At 38.8% G+C, this 18,477-nt stretch carries 18 protein-coding genes and 1 pseudogene; 16 read left to right on the forward strand and 3 right to left on the reverse strand.

Features of this window, described 5'->3' with window-relative positions:
* Positions 1–61 precede the first annotated feature (61 nt).
* The 16 genes from OTK50_RS12955 to OTK50_RS13030 all read left to right on the forward strand — a co-directional run bounded on the left by OTK50_RS12955 (position 62) and on the right by OTK50_RS13030 (position 15,541).
* Positions 62–1,483: a DNA translocase FtsK gene (locus tag OTK50_RS12955; protein WP_099320109.1), complete on the forward strand. Its 1,422-nt coding sequence runs from the start codon at positions 62–64 to the stop codon at positions 1,481–1,483.
* Positions 1,476–2,534 (forward strand): replication initiation factor domain-containing protein, encoded by a 1,059-nt coding sequence (locus OTK50_RS12960; RefSeq protein ID WP_099320023.1) that lies wholly within the window; start codon positions 1,476–1,478, stop codon positions 2,532–2,534. The genes OTK50_RS12955 and OTK50_RS12960 overlap by 8 nt, the downstream gene beginning before the upstream one ends.
* 275 nt (positions 2,535–2,809) lie before the next feature.
* Entirely contained in the window at positions 2,810–3,064 is a 255-nt protein-coding gene (locus OTK50_RS12965; protein ID WP_025649953.1) for a DUF3850 domain-containing protein, read from the forward strand.
* Positions 3,065–3,085: 21 nt separating this feature from the next.
* Entirely contained in the window at positions 3,086–3,373 is a 288-nt protein-coding gene (locus tag OTK50_RS12970) for a hypothetical protein (RefSeq protein WP_039062656.1), read from the forward strand.
* A 67-nt stretch (positions 3,374–3,440) separates the two neighbouring features.
* On the forward strand, positions 3,441–3,737 hold the full coding sequence (locus OTK50_RS12975; protein ID WP_099320108.1) for a hypothetical protein: 297 nt from the start codon (positions 3,441–3,443) through the stop codon (positions 3,735–3,737).
* A 158-nt stretch (positions 3,738–3,895) separates the two neighbouring features.
* Positions 3,896–4,960, forward strand: coding sequence for a conjugal transfer protein (locus tag OTK50_RS12980; RefSeq protein WP_099320022.1), 1,065 nt, complete (start codon positions 3,896–3,898; stop codon positions 4,958–4,960).
* Positions 4,961–4,975: 15 nt separating this feature from the next.
* The gene (locus tag OTK50_RS12985) at positions 4,976–5,224 is read left to right on the forward strand and encodes a hypothetical protein (RefSeq protein WP_025649948.1); all 249 of its coding nucleotides are present in this window, start codon (positions 4,976–4,978) and stop codon (positions 5,222–5,224) included.
* An 11-nt stretch (positions 5,225–5,235) separates the two neighbouring features.
* The gene (locus tag OTK50_RS12990; RefSeq protein WP_039062660.1) at positions 5,236–5,760 is read left to right on the forward strand and encodes a conjugal transfer protein; all 525 of its coding nucleotides are present in this window, start codon (positions 5,236–5,238) and stop codon (positions 5,758–5,760) included.
* Entirely contained in the window at positions 5,648–8,143 is a 2,496-nt protein-coding gene (locus OTK50_RS12995) for an ATP-binding protein (RefSeq protein WP_124737108.1), read from the forward strand. Before OTK50_RS12990 ends, OTK50_RS12995 begins: the two co-directional genes overlap by 113 nt.
* Positions 8,144–8,156: 13 nt before the next feature.
* A complete protein-coding gene (locus OTK50_RS13000) occupies positions 8,157–8,483 on the forward strand; it encodes a YddF family protein (protein ID WP_017418466.1) in 327 nt (108 codons plus the stop codon).
* Positions 8,484–8,493: 10 nt separating this feature from the next.
* A complete protein-coding gene (locus OTK50_RS13005) occupies positions 8,494–10,863 on the forward strand; it encodes a CD3337/EF1877 family mobilome membrane protein (protein WP_099320021.1) in 2,370 nt (789 codons plus the stop codon).
* The gene (locus tag OTK50_RS13010; RefSeq protein WP_099320020.1) at positions 10,860–11,870 is read left to right on the forward strand and encodes a bifunctional lytic transglycosylase/C40 family peptidase; all 1,011 of its coding nucleotides are present in this window, start codon (positions 10,860–10,862) and stop codon (positions 11,868–11,870) included. The genes OTK50_RS13005 and OTK50_RS13010 overlap by 4 nt, the downstream gene beginning before the upstream one ends.
* Positions 11,871–11,881: 11 nt before the next feature.
* Positions 11,882–12,388, forward strand: a complete 507-nt coding sequence (locus OTK50_RS13015) for a hypothetical protein (protein WP_099320019.1) — start codon at positions 11,882–11,884, stop codon at positions 12,386–12,388.
* A 62-nt stretch (positions 12,389–12,450) separates the two neighbouring features.
* Positions 12,451–12,837: a cystatin-like fold lipoprotein gene (locus OTK50_RS13020; protein ID WP_099320018.1), complete on the forward strand. Its 387-nt coding sequence runs from the start codon at positions 12,451–12,453 to the stop codon at positions 12,835–12,837.
* A gap of 246 nt (positions 12,838–13,083) precedes the next feature.
* The gene (locus tag OTK50_RS13025) at positions 13,084–13,911 is read left to right on the forward strand and encodes a hypothetical protein (RefSeq protein WP_099320017.1); all 828 of its coding nucleotides are present in this window, start codon (positions 13,084–13,086) and stop codon (positions 13,909–13,911) included.
* A gap of 436 nt (positions 13,912–14,347) precedes the next feature.
* Positions 14,348–15,541: a Rap family tetratricopeptide repeat protein gene (locus OTK50_RS13030; RefSeq protein WP_099320016.1), complete on the forward strand. Its 1,194-nt coding sequence runs from the start codon at positions 14,348–14,350 to the stop codon at positions 15,539–15,541.
* A 106-nt stretch (positions 15,542–15,647) separates the two neighbouring features.
* On the opposite strand, the gene OTK50_RS13035 is transcribed toward OTK50_RS13030, so the two are convergent.
* The 3 genes and pseudogenes from OTK50_RS13035 to OTK50_RS13045 form a co-directional block, all read right to left on the reverse strand.
* Positions 15,648–17,156, reverse strand: coding sequence for a recombinase family protein (locus OTK50_RS13035; protein WP_099320015.1), 1,509 nt, complete (start codon positions 17,154–17,156; stop codon positions 15,648–15,650).
* Positions 17,157–17,233: 77 nt separating this feature from the next.
* Positions 17,234–17,413, reverse strand: a pseudogene (locus OTK50_RS13040) (DUF255 domain-containing protein); the annotation flags it as partial.
* Positions 17,414–17,562: 149 nt separating this feature from the next.
* Positions 17,563–18,474, reverse strand: coding sequence for a DMT family transporter (locus OTK50_RS13045; protein WP_224223947.1), 912 nt, complete (start codon positions 18,472–18,474; stop codon positions 17,563–17,565).
* Between the last annotated feature and the right edge of the window lie 3 nt (positions 18,475–18,477).

An 18,477-nucleotide genomic window follows, 5' to 3' on the forward strand; every position in this document is an offset into this window, starting at 1 on the left:
TGTCGTTGTAAAGCGTATTTGTAAAGTGACGGGGGGGGTTATCATTTCTAGGCTTAAGACAATGCTTTGGAAGTATAGGGGGGTTCGAATCCGGCCTAGAATGAGAAACAATGTAATAATGACAGGTGCAATCATATTTGTACCTGTTTTTTTGTTATCTATGTTTTTCTTCTGGGAAGATCATTTGCTCCACTTGGATGTTATGAAAACCGTAAAGCATTTTGAATGGAATGTCCCATTGCTTATTAAAAGTGTGTTGTGTTCTCTTTTAGTCGCGGCGGGGGCTGTCATCCTAGCTTATTTTCTGTTTTATGATGCGTATAAAAAGCTGTACCACAGGCAAAAAATTGCAAGGATGATCTTTTCGAATAAGTTTTATGAAAAGGAAAGTGTTCAGGTGAAAAAGCTGTTTTCGAATGAAACAGCTTCAAAAGAAAAAATCACTTACTTTCCAAGGATGTATTATCAAGTTAAAAACAATTATATTTATATCCGTATAGCTATGGATATGAGCCGTTTTCAGAATCGCTTCCTAGAATTGGGAAAGGATTTGGAAAACGGCTTATTTTGTGACCTAGTGGATAAAGAAATGGAAGAAGGCTTTGTCTGCTTCAAATTGCTTTATGACGTGAAGAAAAATCGAATTTCAATAGATGACGCAGTGGCGAAAGATGGTGTTTTGCCGTTGATGAAACATGTGTCATGGAAGTTTGACAAGTTGCCGCATATGCTTATTTCCGGTGGTACAGGGGGAGGGAAAACCTATTTCATGTTAACGATCATAAAAGCATGTGTGGGGTTTGGGGCAGATGTGAAAATCTTAGACCCGAAAAATGCCGATTTAGCCGACTTGGAAGAGGTGCTTCCGAAAAGAGTCTATTCGCAGAAAAATGGCATCCTTATGTGTCTGAGAAAGTCGGTTGATGGCATGATGGAGCGAATGGATGAAATGAAGAAAATGCCAAATTACAAGACGGGTGAAAACTATGCCTATTTAGGGTTGAAACCTGTTTTTATCTTCTTTGATGAATATGTGGCGTTTATGGATTTTTTAGATATGAAAGAAAGAAATGAAGCCCTTTCTTATATGAAACAGTTAGTCATGAAGGGGAGACAGGCGGGTTACTTTCTTGTTTTAGGCGCACAACGTCCAGATGCGAAATATCTAGCGGACGGAATACGAGATCAGTTTAATTTCCGTGTATCGTTAGGCTTGATGTCTGATACAGGTTACGGAATGATGTTTGGTGATGTTGACAAAGCATTTGTGAATAAAAAAGTGACAGGGCGAGGATATGCCAATGTCGGCACAGGTTCGGTTTTAGAGTTTTACAGTCCAATTGTGCCGAAAGGGTATGATTTCATGTCATCTATTAAGGAATCGCTGGTTGGAGTCGAGGGAGCGCAGGCGACGGCAGTCGCCAGCGGCAGCGTAAGCGACCAGACGGCCAGCGGTGAACGAAGGAGCGAAGCGAGTGAGTGAACTACAAAAACCCCCCCACGCTAACAGGGGGGTAGTAATCGTAAAAGAAAAAGAAGAAAACGCTGAAAAGCCTTTAACATCAATGGTTGACTACATTCGTGTGACTTTCAAAACGCATGATGTTGATCACATTATCGAGAACATTCTTCACTTGAACAAAGATTTCATGACAGAAAAGCCAAACGGCTTTTACGGATATGTCGGAACGTTTGAACTGGACTTCATAAAGGTTTTTTACTCTCCGCCCGGAGATAATAGAGGTATTCTGGTCGAGTTATCGGGTCAAGGCTGTCGACAATTTGAGTCGTTCTTAGATTGCCGGAAGAAAACATGGTTTGATTTCTTTCAAGACTGTATACAGCATGGCGGGTCATTTACTCGTCTTGATCTGGCAATTGACGATAAAAAAACATACTTTTCAATCCCGGAATTGTTGAAAAAAGCCCAAAAGGGCGAATGTATTTCACGGTTTAGGAAATCTGATTTCAATGGCTCATTCGATTTATCGGATGGTGTAACAGGCGGAACGACAATTTATTTCGGCTCAAAAAAATCAGAAGCGTACCTCTGCTTTTATGAGAAAAATTATGAACAAGCTGAAAAATACAATATCCCGTTAGAAGAATTAGGCGATTGGAATCGCTATGAATTGCGCTTAAAAAGTGAACGAGCGCAAGCCGCAATTGATGCTTTGATGAAAACGAAAGACTTAACATTAGTCGCCATGCAGATCATTAACAATTATGTAAGGTTCGTTGATGCTGACGAGGAAGTCACTCGGGAGCATTGGAAAACGAGCCTTTTTTGGTCTGAATTTATTGGCGATGTAGGGAAACTGCAATTGTACATGAAGCCGCAAAGAGACTTTTATCAAAAAACAAGGAACTGGCTGAAAAACTCATGTTCCCCCACCATGAAAATGGTACTGGAAGCTGACCAACATTTGGGACGCAATGACCTCTCGGACATGATTATGGAAGCCGAGCTGTCAGAGAAACAAGAAAAGATGCTTGATGTGTTTCTTTCTGAGGTGGCGGACATGGTCGTTTAAAGGTTTAAATAGACTGCTATCGCTCTTAAACACGGGTGATGCGATTAAACGTATGTGTCAACGGTACCGGAACGGAGTGAGGATAAGGAGTTGACATATTCAGCGCCACCAAAACCCTCTTGGCATTGAACAAACAACCGTTTGTTCCTGCCTACCGGCGAGGGAGTCCCCCGATGATTCGGGGGAATAGGGGGATAGATTATTAGCGATCCAACGGGCTACCGTTGGTGGGTTTGGGTGAAACCCAAGATATTAAACAAGAAAGGTGTGCTGTCATGATAGTGCATCATCTAAAGATACTTCCGGAAGAGTTTGAAGCTATTTCTAAAGGGGCTGCTGAGGTTACAGTCAGCGAAAATATTTATAAGGCTAAAGATGTTTTGTGCCTTCATGAATGGAAGGGCGAGTGTACGAAGCGAGTCATAGAAGTCCTTGTTTTAGATAGGCGTCAGTCATTGACACCTGGTCTTATAGTATTAAAGATCGAAAAAATGAAGGAAGGAGAAAATAACAGCGATCTATTTAAATAATTTCAATAAGGAGGAATAAAGATGAATAGCTTTAATCTTCTCAATCGAGCATATTTAGAAAGTGAGTTAGAAAAGATCGGTTTATTGAAATTGGCTGAGGAATTCATTGAAAGATTGAATGAATTAGTCCCTTATTATGAGAAGGGTCAAAGGATTTTGCTTGAATCTGAGTATCCCTTAAAGGATGATTTTAAACGTTTTGTGTCTGCTGTCTTCTTCATTCCTGAAAGTGAAGATGAAGAGGAAGAAATAGAGGAAGTTGATGTTGAGTTTGAAATATTGAGGTCGTATGATAGCTCTCCAAAATGAGGAGGATTTTATGAATATGAAGCAACCTACTTGAAGAATGGAGGACGATGATAGAAGGAGTGGTTGTGTGTCTGCTGTTGACGATCAATTCAGGAGCTTGGGGTTTAATGTAGGCATCCCGTCGCTGGTTTTTGTAAGAAGTCTAAGCAGAGATTGTATGTTGATTGTGGAAGGTGAAAGGATCAAAGGTTTTTCTGAGTACAGATACACCTTTTATAAAACAAGGTATCTGCCAGATGGACGTATGACAAGTGTAAAAGTTTATATAGAGAATCAAGCCATAAAAAGGGTGTTACTTCGTGTAGCATCCTTTTTATCTTTCCTTGAGAGTACAAGGCAAATAGAAAGCGAGGTTTTAAGATGAGGGAAGTTTTGAAAAGTATTAATGGTAAGCCTGTAAAGTTCCTTGTGGGGGATGTAAATGAGCCGAATTATGAAAAAATCGCTCGTTCTATATTAAGGCTATCCCGAAAAATAAAACAGCCTGAAAGTGAGAAAGGCACAGCTTAAAGGGGTGAAAAGATGCTTCAAAAGGAAAATGAAAACGAGAAAAAAGAAGAATCATTTTTTAAGGCTGCTATCCAAAAAATAAAGCAAGTCCGTCGGCCTGAGAAAACAAATGTAAAAGTGCCGCGAGATCATACCCGACTGGTCGCAGGGACGTTGTGGACGTGTGTAGGAGCGTTACTTCTCTTTTGTCTCCTGTCTGTTTTGTTGTCTGTTAACACTCGATCTACTGTAAATGATTTAAGGAATCAATCCAGTAAGCCTGCTGATAGTGAAAAACAGAATATGTCTACAACGGCGGCTGAAAATTTCTTGTCAGGCTTCATCAATGAATATATCAACGTGAAAAACAATCAAGACGCCATCGACGAAAGAAAAAAGAATCTTGAGAGTTACATGGTGAAACAGACACAAACAAGCTTTGATGAAGGCGATCGCTTCGATATGGATGGCTTTAAGGGAGATCGTCAGCTAAATGATTACAGCTTGTATAACGTGAAAGAAGGTGATAAAGGGAAGCTTTTTCAGTACAAAGTGACATATACGAATCTCTTTCCGGTAGAAAAAGAAGTTGAGAAAAAAGTAAAGGATGGAAAAAAGGAAAAGAAAGTGAAGGAGAAAGTCACAGAAAATGAAAAAGCTGAAAAACAAGTGCTGTTAAATATTCCTGTAGTCAATAAAGGCGATGCGTTCGCTGTCTCTGCTGTCCCCTACTTCACTGAGATATACGACTTAAAGGGCAGTGTATCAGCTTCAGAGAAGGAAGAAACGAGGGATGAATACGCAGGAGATAAAAAGGAAGCAATTGAGTCATTTCTTACATCTTTCTTTGAAAAATATGCTTCTGAAAAACAAGAGGAAATGGTGTATATGATGAAAAAGCCGGAAGCGCTTCAAGGAAGCCTTGTATTCGGTGAAGTGAAAAGCGCTAAAATCTTCGGGACGAAAAAAGGTTTCGAGGTTATTTGTGTTGTCCAATTTAAAGAAAAAGAAAACGAGATACCTGTCAATGAAAGTTTTACGCTCGGATTAACAGAGAACAGCGGTCAATTTTATGTGAATGAATTAAAACACAATTAGAAAGGGGAAAACAAAATGGATTTATTCAACCATTTGATTATGGGGGCTGGCCTCCCTACTCTTAGCGGGGTTAAAGGCTGGGTTTTGGACATTGTCTCGCAGTTTATTGTGATTGTTGTCGTGGCTTTGGCTGCTAAGCACTTTGTGAAATTGAAAATAGGCGGAATTGTGGCGGCTTGTGTTCTCGGAAGTGCTGTTACATGGACTATTCGTCACTGGTCGCAGTTCTCCGGCTGGGTTGACGCACTCATGAACAAATTGTAAGGAGTGATATTGTGGGGCGTCTAGTTTTTAATTATCGGAAGGCAATGCGGGAGCCGAAAAAAATTCAACAGCTTACCGAGAATTTTTCATTGCCGTTTGCTATTGAGTTGATACCTGCAATCAACTACTTTATTTTTGTGGCTCTATGCTTCGGTTTTTGGTACGGCGTGAGGATGATTTTCCCTCACGCTTTTGAAAATACATTCTTTATCGTGATTTTTGGTACCCCGGTATTGTTAACCATGCTTGTAACGAAAATTAAACCGGAAGGAAAAAACATCTATCTGTATTTCTTTGACTTTGCAAAATACTATTTTCTGATTAAGCTTCCTGAAAAGAAGTTTTGTAATGACCGCAAGGTGGATTTAAGTAATGAAAAGCAAATTGAGTTCCGAAAATTAGTAGAGGTGGTGGGAAAATCGAATGAAATTAAGAACACCGATGAAAGCCATATACAACAACCTGTTGTTGACAAGAACGGGAGACGTTTGGGCGTATTACCGCATAAAAAGCAGTTCCATCCCAATGCAGAATAAAGAAAAAGTCGAGAATTACAAACAAAAATGGAAACACTTATTCGAAGAAATTACTTCATATGATGATTTTCATTTAATGATGTATCCAAGTGAATATGAGTTGGAAAAACGATTTGAGGATTTAGAATCTGATCTTGCCGAAGATGCTTTGGATGTGGCTCGTTATTACAATGAGGAAACAGTAAGACTCTTGGAGCAACGTTTAGGGCGGCTTACCAAGTATGATTTTATCTTCGGCATTAAATTGAAAAACAGCCTTGTTAACATCAGCGTTGAAATGAAAGACAATGTATTGTCATTGTTCAATACGGCGACTGATACAGTCGTCAAAATGTTGGGGTGGGAACAAAATGTTCCGACCTCCTTTTTTTATAAGTATGAAGAAGTTGAAGAGACATTAGCCAATGTAATGGCGTCCATTCGGGGCGAACGGCTGACGAAGCAGGAAATGACGTACATGAATCGTTATCATTTTGTGCGTGGCTTAAAGCATCGAATCGAAGAGGAAAGCGAGATTAGAAACGTCAGATCAATCACGAATACACTTATTGACCCTACAAATCCTTCTGTATTACATCTCCATAGTGATCAAGATGAAGGCTTCACTTCTTTTGTTGTCGTTGATGAATTTTTGCACAACATGTCTGAAAGTGATTTGTTTTATGAAGCGCAGGCTCTTCCGTTTCCAGTAGAAGTACAGATCAAGGCACAGACAGAATCGAAGTCTATCACTAAACCAGCCTTAAATATCAAGAAGCAACAATTGAAAGAGGAACAGCGTGAACAGCATAGCACAGGTGACCGCAGTGACGTTTCAACTGTGACCAGTGCGACGATGGTGCGGCATCTGCAAGATGAAATAAAAAAAGAAGAAGTGTACTTGATGAACTGGCTGGCCGTCATTGTGGTTCATGGCAAAGATAAAAAGGACTGTACCCGAAAGGCTACGATTGTTAGACGTCATTTAAAAGGGGCAGGCATCACATGCAGGCTTCCTGTGGCGGATCAATTGAAACTGTTTTATAAGATGCTGCCCGGCGAAAAGTTAGATATAACGGATAAAAACTGGATTCAAAAAACAACACAAGATGGGCTGGCTGAAGGTTTGTTTGCTGTTAACTCTGATATAGGTTCAAAAATAGGATTCTTTCTTGCTTGGGTTGATCGTTTCATAGAGCATACCGATTTGGAAAGCGCCATTTTATCAAGTCGTGATTTTGTCTTGTTTCACCCTTTCTTAGCGAACCAACAGTTAAAGGGGTCGAAGACACGTTCACCTCATTGTCTGATTACAGGAGACACAGGGAACGGGAAGTCATATCTCGCAAAATTGATTTTTAACTATATCAGCATGCTGAACGTTAAGGCGCTTTATATTGACCCGAAAAAAGAAATGAGGAAATGGATACGCCGGGTTTTAAACGATCAAGAGATCAGAGAAAAGTTCCCTCTGTATATCGCTCATTTAGAAAAATACAACTATATTACGTTAGATCATGAGGACAAAGGAAACTGGGGCGCATTAGACCCGATTTCCTTCCTCCCGCCTATGAAAGCGAAAGACCTCGTTCAAGTCATCTTTGAGCAAGTCTATGACTTTAAAGGAAAAGACGATGTGAATACAGCGTTTCTACGTGCGACATCAAATGTCATTGAGATGAAACAAAAAGGGGAACAAGTTGGCTCCCTCCATATCGTGAAGGAAATGCAGAATCATCCGGAAGAAGCCGTGCGAAAAGCAGGCGATTATTTAAATGAAGTTGTGGCGGACTCCATCCTGAAATTATGTATTCATGATGGATCAAATCCGGCTCTATCACTTGAAGAAAGAATCACGATTTTAGAAGTGGAAAATATGGATTTACCGGAGCACTCGGAGCGATTTGAGAATTATACAACCACACAATTAAAATCAAGTGCGGTTATGTTTGCGCTCGGTAAATTCTGTGAGCTGTTTGGGATGAATCAAGATGAACAGACAGTTGAGTTTATAGATGAAGCGTGGATATTCACCACTTCCCAGCAAGGGAAAAAAGTCGAACGTCAAATGCGGCGTATAGGTCGCTCTTATAATAACGCTGAGTATTTTATCTCACAGTCTACAAAAGACGCTTTGAAAGAAGAGGATAACGGAAATTTTGGTGTTGCTTTTGCTTTTGATGAACCGAATGAACGTGAAGACGTGTTGAAATGGATGAACATGGAGGTCACAAAAGAAAATCTGAAAATGATGGAATCCATGTTCCAAGGGCAATGTCTCTTTAAAGATTATTATGGCCGTACTGCCAAAATATCAATTGAATGCCTGTTTGAAGAATGGGAAGGTGCATTGAAAACAGTTGAGAAAAAAGCTGTCGCATACGCCGAGGAAAAATATTTATAAAGGGGATGGAAAAATGGAGGTTGCGCTCTTAAATTCTTTGGTTCTGACCAGCCCGGGCTGTTATAAGGCTGACAAAATCACGATACAGGAAGTTCATGATGTACTAAGGTGTTACGGTTGGCGCTATAAAAGCTTTATCGGGCATAGGTCAACGGCTCTATTTATGCAAGCGCTGCTAGGAATTAGAGTGGAGCATAATCGCAAAATATTCAGGCACATGAGGTATCAAAAAGCGATTTGTTTTAAATTGTATGATCGTTTTCCTGAGTGGAAGGTGCTGACCGAAAGGGATTTAGCGAACGCAAATTATCAGTTTTATTTACTGACAAGGCTAGATTAGGAGGAGCGACATGAAAAAGAAAAAAATTCTTATAGTGTCAGCTGTCATTTTGCTGTTTCTCACCATCCTCACAGCAGTGTCTACCATTGCGGCGGATGGAGATACAACCACACAGCCCAAAATCGAAAAGTCAGGAGGCGTTGAACTAGAGTCGAAACGATTTCCAATTTCTCGCTATCAAGCGAATAATGAAGCATCTGATGAAATGCTCAAAGGTCCATTTGTAGGGATGACAAATGTGACGTTTTCTTTTGCAGGGAATATCGTTCGTGTGGTCGATGCTGGTATGGATATCATGTATAACCTTAAGCCGATAGATAAATTTGCAGACAGCATCACGAATGTATCAAAAACGGTATATAAGTCGCTGAAAAAGAATTTTGGGGAAGCACTTTTTATCTTTGTGGGCGGTTATATTGTGTACCTTTTCTTTGTAAGAGGAAGCGCAAAGGATGCTATGAGACGTAGCATTCTTTTTATCGTTGTAATGGTCATTGGGGGCTTATGGGTAGCAAACTCCGGTTATTACATGAAGGGATTGAATGCTCTTTCTGTTGAGTTGCAAGGGAAGCTGTTGAAAGCAGGAAACGGGCTGATTGGAATAGTAGAAAATGAGGGTGTTTATGCTGACGCATCAAAAATAGAAAAAGGTAAGGAAATGGAAGGTACGGTTGCTGTAATGCGTAATGTGTATTTTGACATTGCCTTAAAAAAACCGTACCTGATTGTAAACTATGATCAAACAAGTGCGGCTAAAATTAATGAGAAAGGAGACAGCAAAGAAGAATTAAGTCGTGTTGATAAGTTGTTGTCTTATAAATTGTCTGATGAAGGACAAAAAGAAAAGAAAAAATATATAAAGGATACTGAAATAGATAAGTATAGTAATGACACAATGACTTCGGGGAATGTGTTTAATCAGTTGGGGGAATCGTTTATAGCTGTTGTTTCGGCAATAGCAATTGGAATCCCTTTTCTTGCTTTAGCGTTTCTTAGTTTCTTATTACAGATTATCGCTTTAGCGATTGTATTTTTTATTCCGTTCGCTTTTATTATTGCTTATGTCCCGCAACTTGCTATGTCAGGTTTTGTTGCTTTAGGACGTTTGCTAAGCATTTATCTTCTAAAAGCAATGTTGAGCATTTTAATACTGTTTGTATATGTCCTCTGTTTTATGGTTGATACACTCATCCCTCCTAGCGGTTTTGGGATGTATCTGTTAAATACGGTTGTATTGGCGGCTGTAATGTGGATTGCAATTAAGAAGAGAGATTCGATTGTTCAATTTGTGACCGCTGGAAAAGTTGTATCTGTTGATAATAACATGGTAGACAACATGAGAAAGGAATATGTACAGCCTTCTTGGGAAGCCGCAAAAAAAGGTGCAGGCAGACTATCTGGGGCAATTGGACAAATTGGAAAGGTATTTGGCAACAGAAAAGGAAAAGGCGGATTCGAAGATCAAGAATCGCCATCTTCTGAGGGAGCGAGTGCAAGCGGAAGCAGTCCGGGGATGGTGACTGGATTCAACAAGGGAGCTATTTCGAGGACGCCGCAACAAAATGAAAAAGCATCTGTAGCTCCGCCTTCTGATCAAGAGAGAAAGGCACTTGAAAGAAAGCCGCAAAACATGAGGAAAGAACAGCCTAGATTAACGCCGAGTGAATTACAGAAAAAACAACAGCTTAACTCTTCTGTAAGAGACTGGCGGCGAGAAGGTGTTACAGCCCCTATGATGGATGATGTTTTGAAAGAAGAACAGGAAGGCGCTTATAAACGTGCACCAATGCTTCAAGAAAAGATGGACGAAAAAGACCGGTCTGACCAAAGGCAATTTGTTGAGAATTACGATGCTGCTTCTCATGAGACGAACGGAAATCTTCATCAGCAGGAAGAAGATAAAATAAAAAGAGCACCTTTACATCAAGAAACGATGACGGAAGAAGAACGAACAGACCAACAACAATTTAGTGAAAGAGAGCACCGGGCAAAGGGTTATGAGCATCAGGTAGCAGCAGTGCAACGGGAGAACATTCCTCCGGCTTATCAAGAGGCTCAGAAAGAAACACAACATACTCCGTATTCAACTGTTAAGCAGGAAAATAAACAGCCGAATCAACCAATTATAAGACCATCTGAGACACCTTCAAAAGTTCGAACAGATGGTTTTTCTGTGGAGAAAAAACAATCTGTTTCTTCTAGCAGTGAAAGCCGATTCGTAAATCGTGAAGTTCCTAATAAAGTCACCGGAAAGCCTATGGTACTGAAGCGTAACAGTCCAAAAATCGTGAATAAAGTGGAAACTCTTCCCCTGCAAGATATTGTCGGTCGCTCATCAGCAAAAGGCATAGATAGATTAAGAGAGGATGAAAGGACATGACAGTTTTAAGTAAGCCGAAGCCGAAAACATACCTTTGGATATTCATATGTTCAACCCCTGTCATCCTCTTCTTTCTTTTGGCGGTGGCTGTCGTCATGTTGATTTCGGGAGAGCATGACATTGGAAACGATGAAATCGGGGGCGGAGATGGGGAATTTGAAACGATCGGCATTGCCCCGGAGGTTGAACGTTTCCGATTTGCGTTTGAAAGATACGCTCGTCAAGAGGGCGTATATGATCAAGTAAATGTGATTATGGCGCTCACCATGCAAGAAAGTGGTGGGCGTTCTTTAGATATTATGCAAAGTTCTGAAAGTATAGGATTGCCACCAAATACCATTACAGACCCGGAATATTCTATTGAAGTCGGTATCAAACATTTTAAAAAAGTGTTTAAGGAAGCTGGAGGGGACGTCCGGCTGGCTTTACAATCTTATAACTTTGGCTCTGGTTTTATCGGATATGTAAAAGAGCATGGCGGCAAATACACGAAAAAACTAGCATTAGACTTCAGCCGACTTCAAGCCATTAAGATGGGTTGGAGAAGCTACGGTGATCCGAACTATGTTGATCATGTGATGCGCTATCTCAAAGGCTCTAGTAAGGATGTGAAGCCTGTTGACGGCGCAATAGATGGCTATGAAAACATTATGAAAGAAGCTCTGAAATATGAAGGACAGCCGTATGTGTGGGGCGGCTCAAACCCGAAAAGTGGATTCGACTGTTCAGGACTTGTTCAATGGTCTTATGCGAAGGCTGGCATTACTCTTCCGAGAACAGCGCAGGAACAGCATGGAGCAACGAAAAAGATCAGTGAAAAACAGGCCGTGCCGGGTGACCTTGTGTTCTTTGGCGGCACATATGAAGGAAAGGCAATTACTCATGTCGGCATTTATGTTGGTGAAGGTCGGATGTTTAATTCAAATGACAGCGGTATTCAGTATTCTGATCTAAAATCCGGCTACTGGCGCAGTCATCTAGTTTCATTTGGGAGAATAAAATTTTAAGGAGTGGAAGCATGAAAACACATATTTCATGGATTTGTGTTTGTTTCTTTGTAGGTTTGGTGACAGCGTATTGGTTTCATGGGGCACAGCATTCTAAGATCGACCAACTCAATAAGAAAAATGATGTGTTAATAGAGAAAAACAAAGAATTGAGTCAGATTCAGTATGAGGGCAGCGCAAAAAAGAACAAGGAATTTTTTGAAGCGTTTTTGAATTACAGTGATTTTGATAAGCGATACGATGCGGTAAAAAAATACACCACGGAAAAAGGCTTTGATTATGCCTTCCCTTCCCGATCTGACAAAAAGCATTCTATCAGTGTACAAAGCAAGTTACGCTCACTGGAAAGCTATTCAAAGCCGATTGATGATTCGACTGAATTGTTTTTGAACATTGTAGAGGTATCAACTACTGCAAATTCAGTAACCAGTCAGCAAGTGCTGATTGTCCAAACGAAAATGAAGAAGGAAAAAAACAAGTGGCTGGTTGATGATGTACAGGTGAAAGGAAATGGATAAAAAGTGGAAAAACACTCATATTTTGAGTATAATGAATATTGAAAAAGGAGGGTGTGAGTATTTTGAAGAACCTTTTTATTTTCCTTAATATATTCGCCGTACTTCTACTGAGTGCGTGCGGCGGTAGTAAATATGATAATGCAATTAATAAAGTGATTAAGCAGGAGAAGAAAGCCAGACAAGAAATGAGAGCTGATTCAGATGAGTATAAGAGAGATAACGCCGTAATTCGAGTATATGATAATGGAAAGTATATTCAGCTTGCATTTTATCAGCCGAAAGATAAATCACGAAAGCTTACTACTTATTCGTATTATGAAAAGCTTGGAGATTCTTATGAAGCAATGTCAGACATGCCCGGGACTGAGGGACGAGACCGTTTAGGATTGTATAAGAAAACACCGGATTATGAAGAAGTTAAAGGTAAGGAAACAAAAACTAAGGAGTAGACTATATATCTGCTCTTTTTTTTGTGCCTTGAAAACGTCACATCAAAGTGGTAAAATTTACATAGAAATCATTTCAATTAATGTAATGATTTTCAATTAGTGGTATGGAAGGAGGAGGGGGAGAAGCTTTCTTTGGTGACGGAAGTTCTATTTTTTTTGTTTTGAAATAATGGTTTTATGCTTTACATGCCATTCATCGAGTCAACTAACATAGAGGCATGCTACTTTATTAAAGGAGCTGTTACTATGAAAAGATTCAGAAAGACAATTTTAACTTTATTGAGTGTGTTGCTAATAACCTCCTCTTTTCTGTTTGTCTCAAATCCCGTTAAGGCTGCTGAAAATAATGAAATAAAGTCGATTAGTGAATATCAAGAAAAACTTTTAGCTTTTGTTAAGTTGAAAAAACCACAAACAGAAGATCAGTTAAATGCAACAATTGATGAGTTTAATAATCTAAATAAATTCAGTCAACAAGCTTTAAATGACTACTATATAGACTCTAATAGTAAGACCATCCTTCCTAATGTTGAAAATCCAAAAAGTGATCTTGATATTGAAGAATACATTGATTCAAATATTGATCAGGGAAAATTCTCGGAATATAATATCAATAATGATCTAACAATTACTCTCACTGACACCCCCGTATACTTTATTGAATCCACAACAGAAGAAGACACTCCGGAAGATCCAATTGACTTTGAAACTGCCGCGGCTAAATATAAAAATACAAAAACATACAAACACAGTTATACAGCAAAAAACTTTCTTAATATGAAATTGTTTACCGTCAATGCTAAAGGGTACTTCCAGTATAATGGATCAGACGTTAAACCAAAGCTAAATGATGCTTGGTATACCAGAGGTGTCTTATCTATTTGGCAAGTATCTAATTGGAAAGCAGGCACATACAAAAAAGGTTCTAATTACGCTGAGGTTTATGGAAGGGGAAATTTTCATTTTGGACTTGAAATCGCTGGCTATGGCTTGGTTGTTCAAGATCAATATATAAAAGTTTATTTAACGGGGAATAAAAAGGGTAGTGTTTGGAAGCACCATAGCATAAAATAAAATGAAAGGTGGTGACATAAATTTGAAAAAATTTTTTCTGTCCAAAACCTATATCTTTTCATCACTGATAATTCTTCTTTTGTTTAGCTTACAATTAAACAAAGATGGGATACAAGCGGTAACGATTCTGAATCTTATCTTAGTAAGCCTAGTGTCCTCTTCCTTAGTTACCTTGATAACAAGACTGTTTAGAAATAAAACTAAAACCGCATAACTCTTTGAATATGAGTGGACTTTATGTCTGCTCTTTTTTTTGTGCTTAAAATCTGTCAAGAAACAAAAGACTTACAATAACCGCAATAAAGACGAAAAGAATAATTTCTTCAATAGACAATTCGTACCTTTTTACATTTTAACTTTGTCAAGAAATGTTCAATCTGACATAATACAATTAATGTAAATTTTCAAAAATCTTTACGGGAGTGGGGGAATTTGCTTGCAACAAGTTTTCTTGAACAAAGGTAAAATTCCATATGAAATTGTTACGAAGAAACTAAATGACTGGTATACAGCGATAAAGAATAATCTTGATATGGAGGCTATTAGGTTAAAAAATGAAGTTGAGGAATTAATGGGGCGGATGGAGAAGAATCCAGATGTGATATTATACCACCAGCTATTAGACTTCCGACACGAAATGATGATTAGCTACCTTCAATCTAAAAACGAACAAGAGTTAAAAAATGCTTATGAAGCACTCCAAGAACATCAAGGCCAGATTAAAGGGATGTTGGATTATTACTTCTTTTTCTTTATGGGAATGTACGATTTCAAAAGAAAGGAATTGGTTTCTGCTATAAGCTCTTATAGAAGAGCTGAACAGTCACTAAATTATGTTGATGATGAGATCGAACATGCGGAGTTCTATTATAAAATGGCTGAGATTTATTACTATATGAAACAAACATATTTTTCATTGAATTATGTTAAGAGAGCCATGCGTATTTATGGAAAGTATAAAAATTATGAAGATCGAATATTAAGGTGTAAATATATAACTGCCGGAAACTTGATTGATTCTTTAGATTATAATGGGGCGCTAGAAATATTTAAAGAGACATTAGAAATATCGAGGAAGATAAACAGACAGCTTCACGTATATACTTCCCTGTTGAATATGGGGATTGTATATAATCAGATAGGAGATTTTCAGAGAGCTTATGAGTGTTTAATTGATGCCTACAATTATTTTGAAAAAGAAAATCATGCATGTATTGAGAAGACCCTTTTTAATTTGGCTCATGTTCAAGCGAGAAGGGGCGATTTAAAGTCCGCTGGGTATTTTTATGAAAAGGGATATTCGGTTGCTAAAGAGAGGGATAATTCAGAATATAAAGCGAAATTTGATCTGTTGAAAGCAATTTACCTGACTGATGGGTGTTATAATCTAATTGATAATTCATTTTGTTTCTTTAGTACACATAAGATGTATGGTGACATTGAGGAATTTGGGTTTGAAGTTGCGGAAGTATTCAGAAAAAAGGGAGATGCGGAAAGGTCATCGAAGTACTACAGGCAAGTGATTTTAGCCAAAAATGAAATCCAAAAAGGAGAGATGATTAGTGAAACGCAAGTTGATAGCCTTGTCACTAGTGGTAGTGTTGGGATTGAGTATAGCGGGAGTAAATAAAGTTGGAGAAATTTCAAATGCTAAAGTGTACCAAGTAGCCGATAGAGTTGAGACATAATCAAATGAAAGTGAGCTTTCCCTTAGGGGGCTGCTCACTTTTTTCAGGTTACACTCTCCACTCAAATTTTAATTGTGGGGGCAATTCACTATCTCTTGGGGCATACCAGATAATTTTATTTATGAATGACATAAGTTCATGATTTAAGTCTGCTCCATCTATTGTATGCCAATTTTCCAGAAAGAAATCTAATTTGTTAGCAAAGGACTTTTTTGACTTTAATGCGTCTTCTTTCGTTTCCTCTAATAATTCAGTCAATTCTTTTTCCAAGTTGTTTAATTCCACCTGACGTATTTTTCGTCTTTCCTTAAAGGATGAGATATTGATGAGTTCCTCTTCTAATTGAATTTGTAAGATATTGAGAGCCTTTTTAGATTTGTTGATTTGTTCTTGTAATTTGTTTATTTTAATTGACTTAATATCATTAGCTTCTGTGTCTTCTTCGAATTTTATTAATTCTGATGAGATTTCTTGATACTTTTCATTTATAGCTTCAATTACGAGGCTTATCATAGTATCATGTTTGATTCCTCTATTATTACATTTGCTTTTCCCTAAAGGGTCTGTTTTATTGCATGGCTGAATGGCAAGTGCGTCATTTCTGTCTCTTCTTCGAGAAACGGTTTGTGTTCTGCCGCATAAACCGCATTTGATTAAGTTAGATAGAGGATGTTTTTTTTGTTTACCTCTAGGAGAAAGAAGTTTCCTTTGATCTAAAGCCTCATTAGCCATTTTCCAAGTCTCTTCATCAATAATTGGGGGAGCTGCATTTTCAGCTATTATCCACTGATCTTTTGGGCGTAATTTTCCTTCATGTAAATTTCGTCCCTTTAAACGATTTGATATTAACACGCTTTTATATATCTCCGCACGTATCATTCTGTTTATTGCATTTCCAGAGAAGTAGCGGCCTCTATTTGTTTTATAGCCTAGTCTGTTCAATTCTTTAGCGACTCTATCAACTCCTAACCCATCTATGACAAGTTGAAAAGCAAGTTTTACAGCATCGGCTTTTTGTTGGTCAATTTCAAGAGAGCGATCAAAACGGTTGTAAACTAGTCCATAATTTGGAACACCGTTAGACCACCTTCCCATTTTTGCGCTATCTTTTTTTCCTTTTCTTAGCTGTGCTTTGATATTTTCATATTCCCAGTTGTTAACGAAGCCAGTAAACTTCAAGGCCTGCCAATCTTCTTGGACTTCTAAGTCGTATATTCGTTCACTGTCCGTTATGAAAAGGATATCTTCTTGCCTGAGAAGGCTCATGAATTTTGGTGTCTCAGCATCGTCCCTTGTAACACGAGCTAGATTGACAGAAAGGACTGCATCAAAAATACCTTCAGAAAGTTTTGATAATAACTTTTGGTATTCGGGTCGGTTTTCATTCATAGAGTTTCCAACCTCTTGGAATAGCTCGTAGTCCCATTTGTTTTTATTTGCTATGTCAATTAGTCGTTTTCTGTGTTTCCTCAATGTTTCTTCGGTTTCTTCGCCTTCCTTGTTACGAGATTTCCTGAGGTAGATAGCCACACGTTGAATTCTGTTTTGCAGTTCCACCGTTTAATCACTCCATATAGAAAAAGGTATAAGCAATTTATTCATAATATAACATATTTTGAGTGGTTAGTTTAGTGGACATGGCACCAGTGACAAGTCGAATAGCCGATGCTGACAAGAACCGGCTTGTTTAAGCGTTTCGCTTTTTCGAAGGCCTCTTCTCCCCAAGGGTGCCAGTTTACGGGGTTGTGGGCGTGTTGGAGCAGATAGGGGGACTTCTCCGTGATTAAGCTGTTGGGTTTACTATTGTTTGGCATGGGCTCACCTGCTTTCTATTCATATTTGTACGTTTAACATACCACAATCTTCTAAAAAAATTCAGACACTCAACTTTGTGAACCACACCCAAGTCATTAAAAAGGAGAACTGCTTATGACTCTATTTTCAGGGTTAAACTTCATCTATCTTATTGCTTTTTAGATAAGAAATAAGGATTTAAAATCTTTATCATTTTATTTGCTGTTAGATAAGTGAAACACACCCCGGCGACTGTAACCATCCCGCCTGTCAGTGCAATAAACGCAGGTACCTCACCTAACCACACCCAAGAAATGACCAAGGTTATAGCGGGTGTTAGGTAAAGTGAAATGGCTGCTTCTGAAGCACCGACGAGTGAAGTGACGTATGCAAGTGCAAAGTAAGGCACAACCGTTGGTAATAAACCTAAGTAAACGATAGACAATGTGGAATTCATAGATGCGTGAACAACTTCTCCCCATAATCCCGGAAGAAACATCAGCATAGGCAATGTTGCACCCCAAATGGTGAATGTCACAAATGGAATAAAACCATACTTTTTTATATAGCGAGTTTGAAAGACAAAATAAATACTCTCCGAAAAAGCTGCCAGCAGGATTAACAAGATGCCGTTCACTGAATTTGTATAGTTTCCTGCCCCAAATGAAATGATCGACACACCCAATAAACTTATGATAGAGCCAATCCATTTATAAAGCCCAAAATGTTCACCAAAAAACAGACGAGATAACATTGCAGAAAAAATAGGTGTCATGGTCACGAGTAAGCTTGCTACCCCTGCGCTGACTGTTTTTTCTCCGATATTCAGCAAAATGTGATATAGTGCAAAACCTAAAAATCCTAAAGATAAAATAGCAGGGATATCCTTCATGTCAGGTAAACGCATATGAGTCAAAACAGCAAAAACCACCAGTGCCATTGACCCAATCAACAAGCGAAACAAAGCGAGGTGTTCCGGTGTGTAACTCTCCAAACCCGCGCGAATTCCCGGGAAAGCTGATGCCCACAACCCAATCATCAGACTGTAAGATATGCCGATTCGAACTGTTTTCTTTCGCATCTT

It is taken from the genome of Bacillus sp. NEAU-CP5 (assembly GCF_026420705.1).
GTDB classification, from domain to species: Bacteria; Bacillota; Bacilli; order Bacillales; family Bacillaceae; genus Bacillus; species Bacillus velezensis.

Excerpts from the sequence above, each read along its gene's own strand:
- OTK50_RS12955 (WP_099320109.1), top strand. The coding sequence starts at position 62 with ATGCTTTGGAAGTATAGGGGGGTTCGAATCCGGCCTAGAATGAGAAAC.
- OTK50_RS12965 (WP_025649953.1), top strand. The coding sequence starts at position 2,810 with ATGATAGTGCATCATCTAAAGATACTTCCGGAAGAGTTTGAAGCTATT.
- OTK50_RS12970 (WP_039062656.1), top strand. The coding sequence starts at position 3,086 with ATGAATAGCTTTAATCTTCTCAATCGAGCATATTTAGAAAGTGAGTTA.
- OTK50_RS12980 (WP_099320022.1), top strand. The coding sequence starts at position 3,896 with ATGCTTCAAAAGGAAAATGAAAACGAGAAAAAAGAAGAATCATTTTTT.
- OTK50_RS12985 (WP_025649948.1), top strand. The coding sequence starts at position 4,976 with ATGGATTTATTCAACCATTTGATTATGGGGGCTGGCCTCCCTACTCTT.
- OTK50_RS12995 (WP_124737108.1), top strand. The coding sequence starts at position 5,648 with ATGAAATTAAGAACACCGATGAAAGCCATATACAACAACCTGTTGTTG.
- OTK50_RS13000 (WP_017418466.1), top strand. The coding sequence starts at position 8,157 with ATGGAGGTTGCGCTCTTAAATTCTTTGGTTCTGACCAGCCCGGGCTGT.
- OTK50_RS13005 (WP_099320021.1), top strand. The coding sequence starts at position 8,494 with ATGAAAAAGAAAAAAATTCTTATAGTGTCAGCTGTCATTTTGCTGTTT.
- OTK50_RS13010 (WP_099320020.1), top strand. The coding sequence starts at position 10,860 with ATGACAGTTTTAAGTAAGCCGAAGCCGAAAACATACCTTTGGATATTC.
- OTK50_RS13015 (WP_099320019.1), top strand. The coding sequence starts at position 11,882 with ATGAAAACACATATTTCATGGATTTGTGTTTGTTTCTTTGTAGGTTTG.
- OTK50_RS13025 (WP_099320017.1), top strand. The coding sequence starts at position 13,084 with ATGAAAAGATTCAGAAAGACAATTTTAACTTTATTGAGTGTGTTGCTA.
- OTK50_RS13045 (WP_224223947.1), bottom strand. The coding sequence starts at position 18,474 with ATGCGAAAGAAAACAGTTCGAATCGGCATATCTTACAGTCTGATGATT.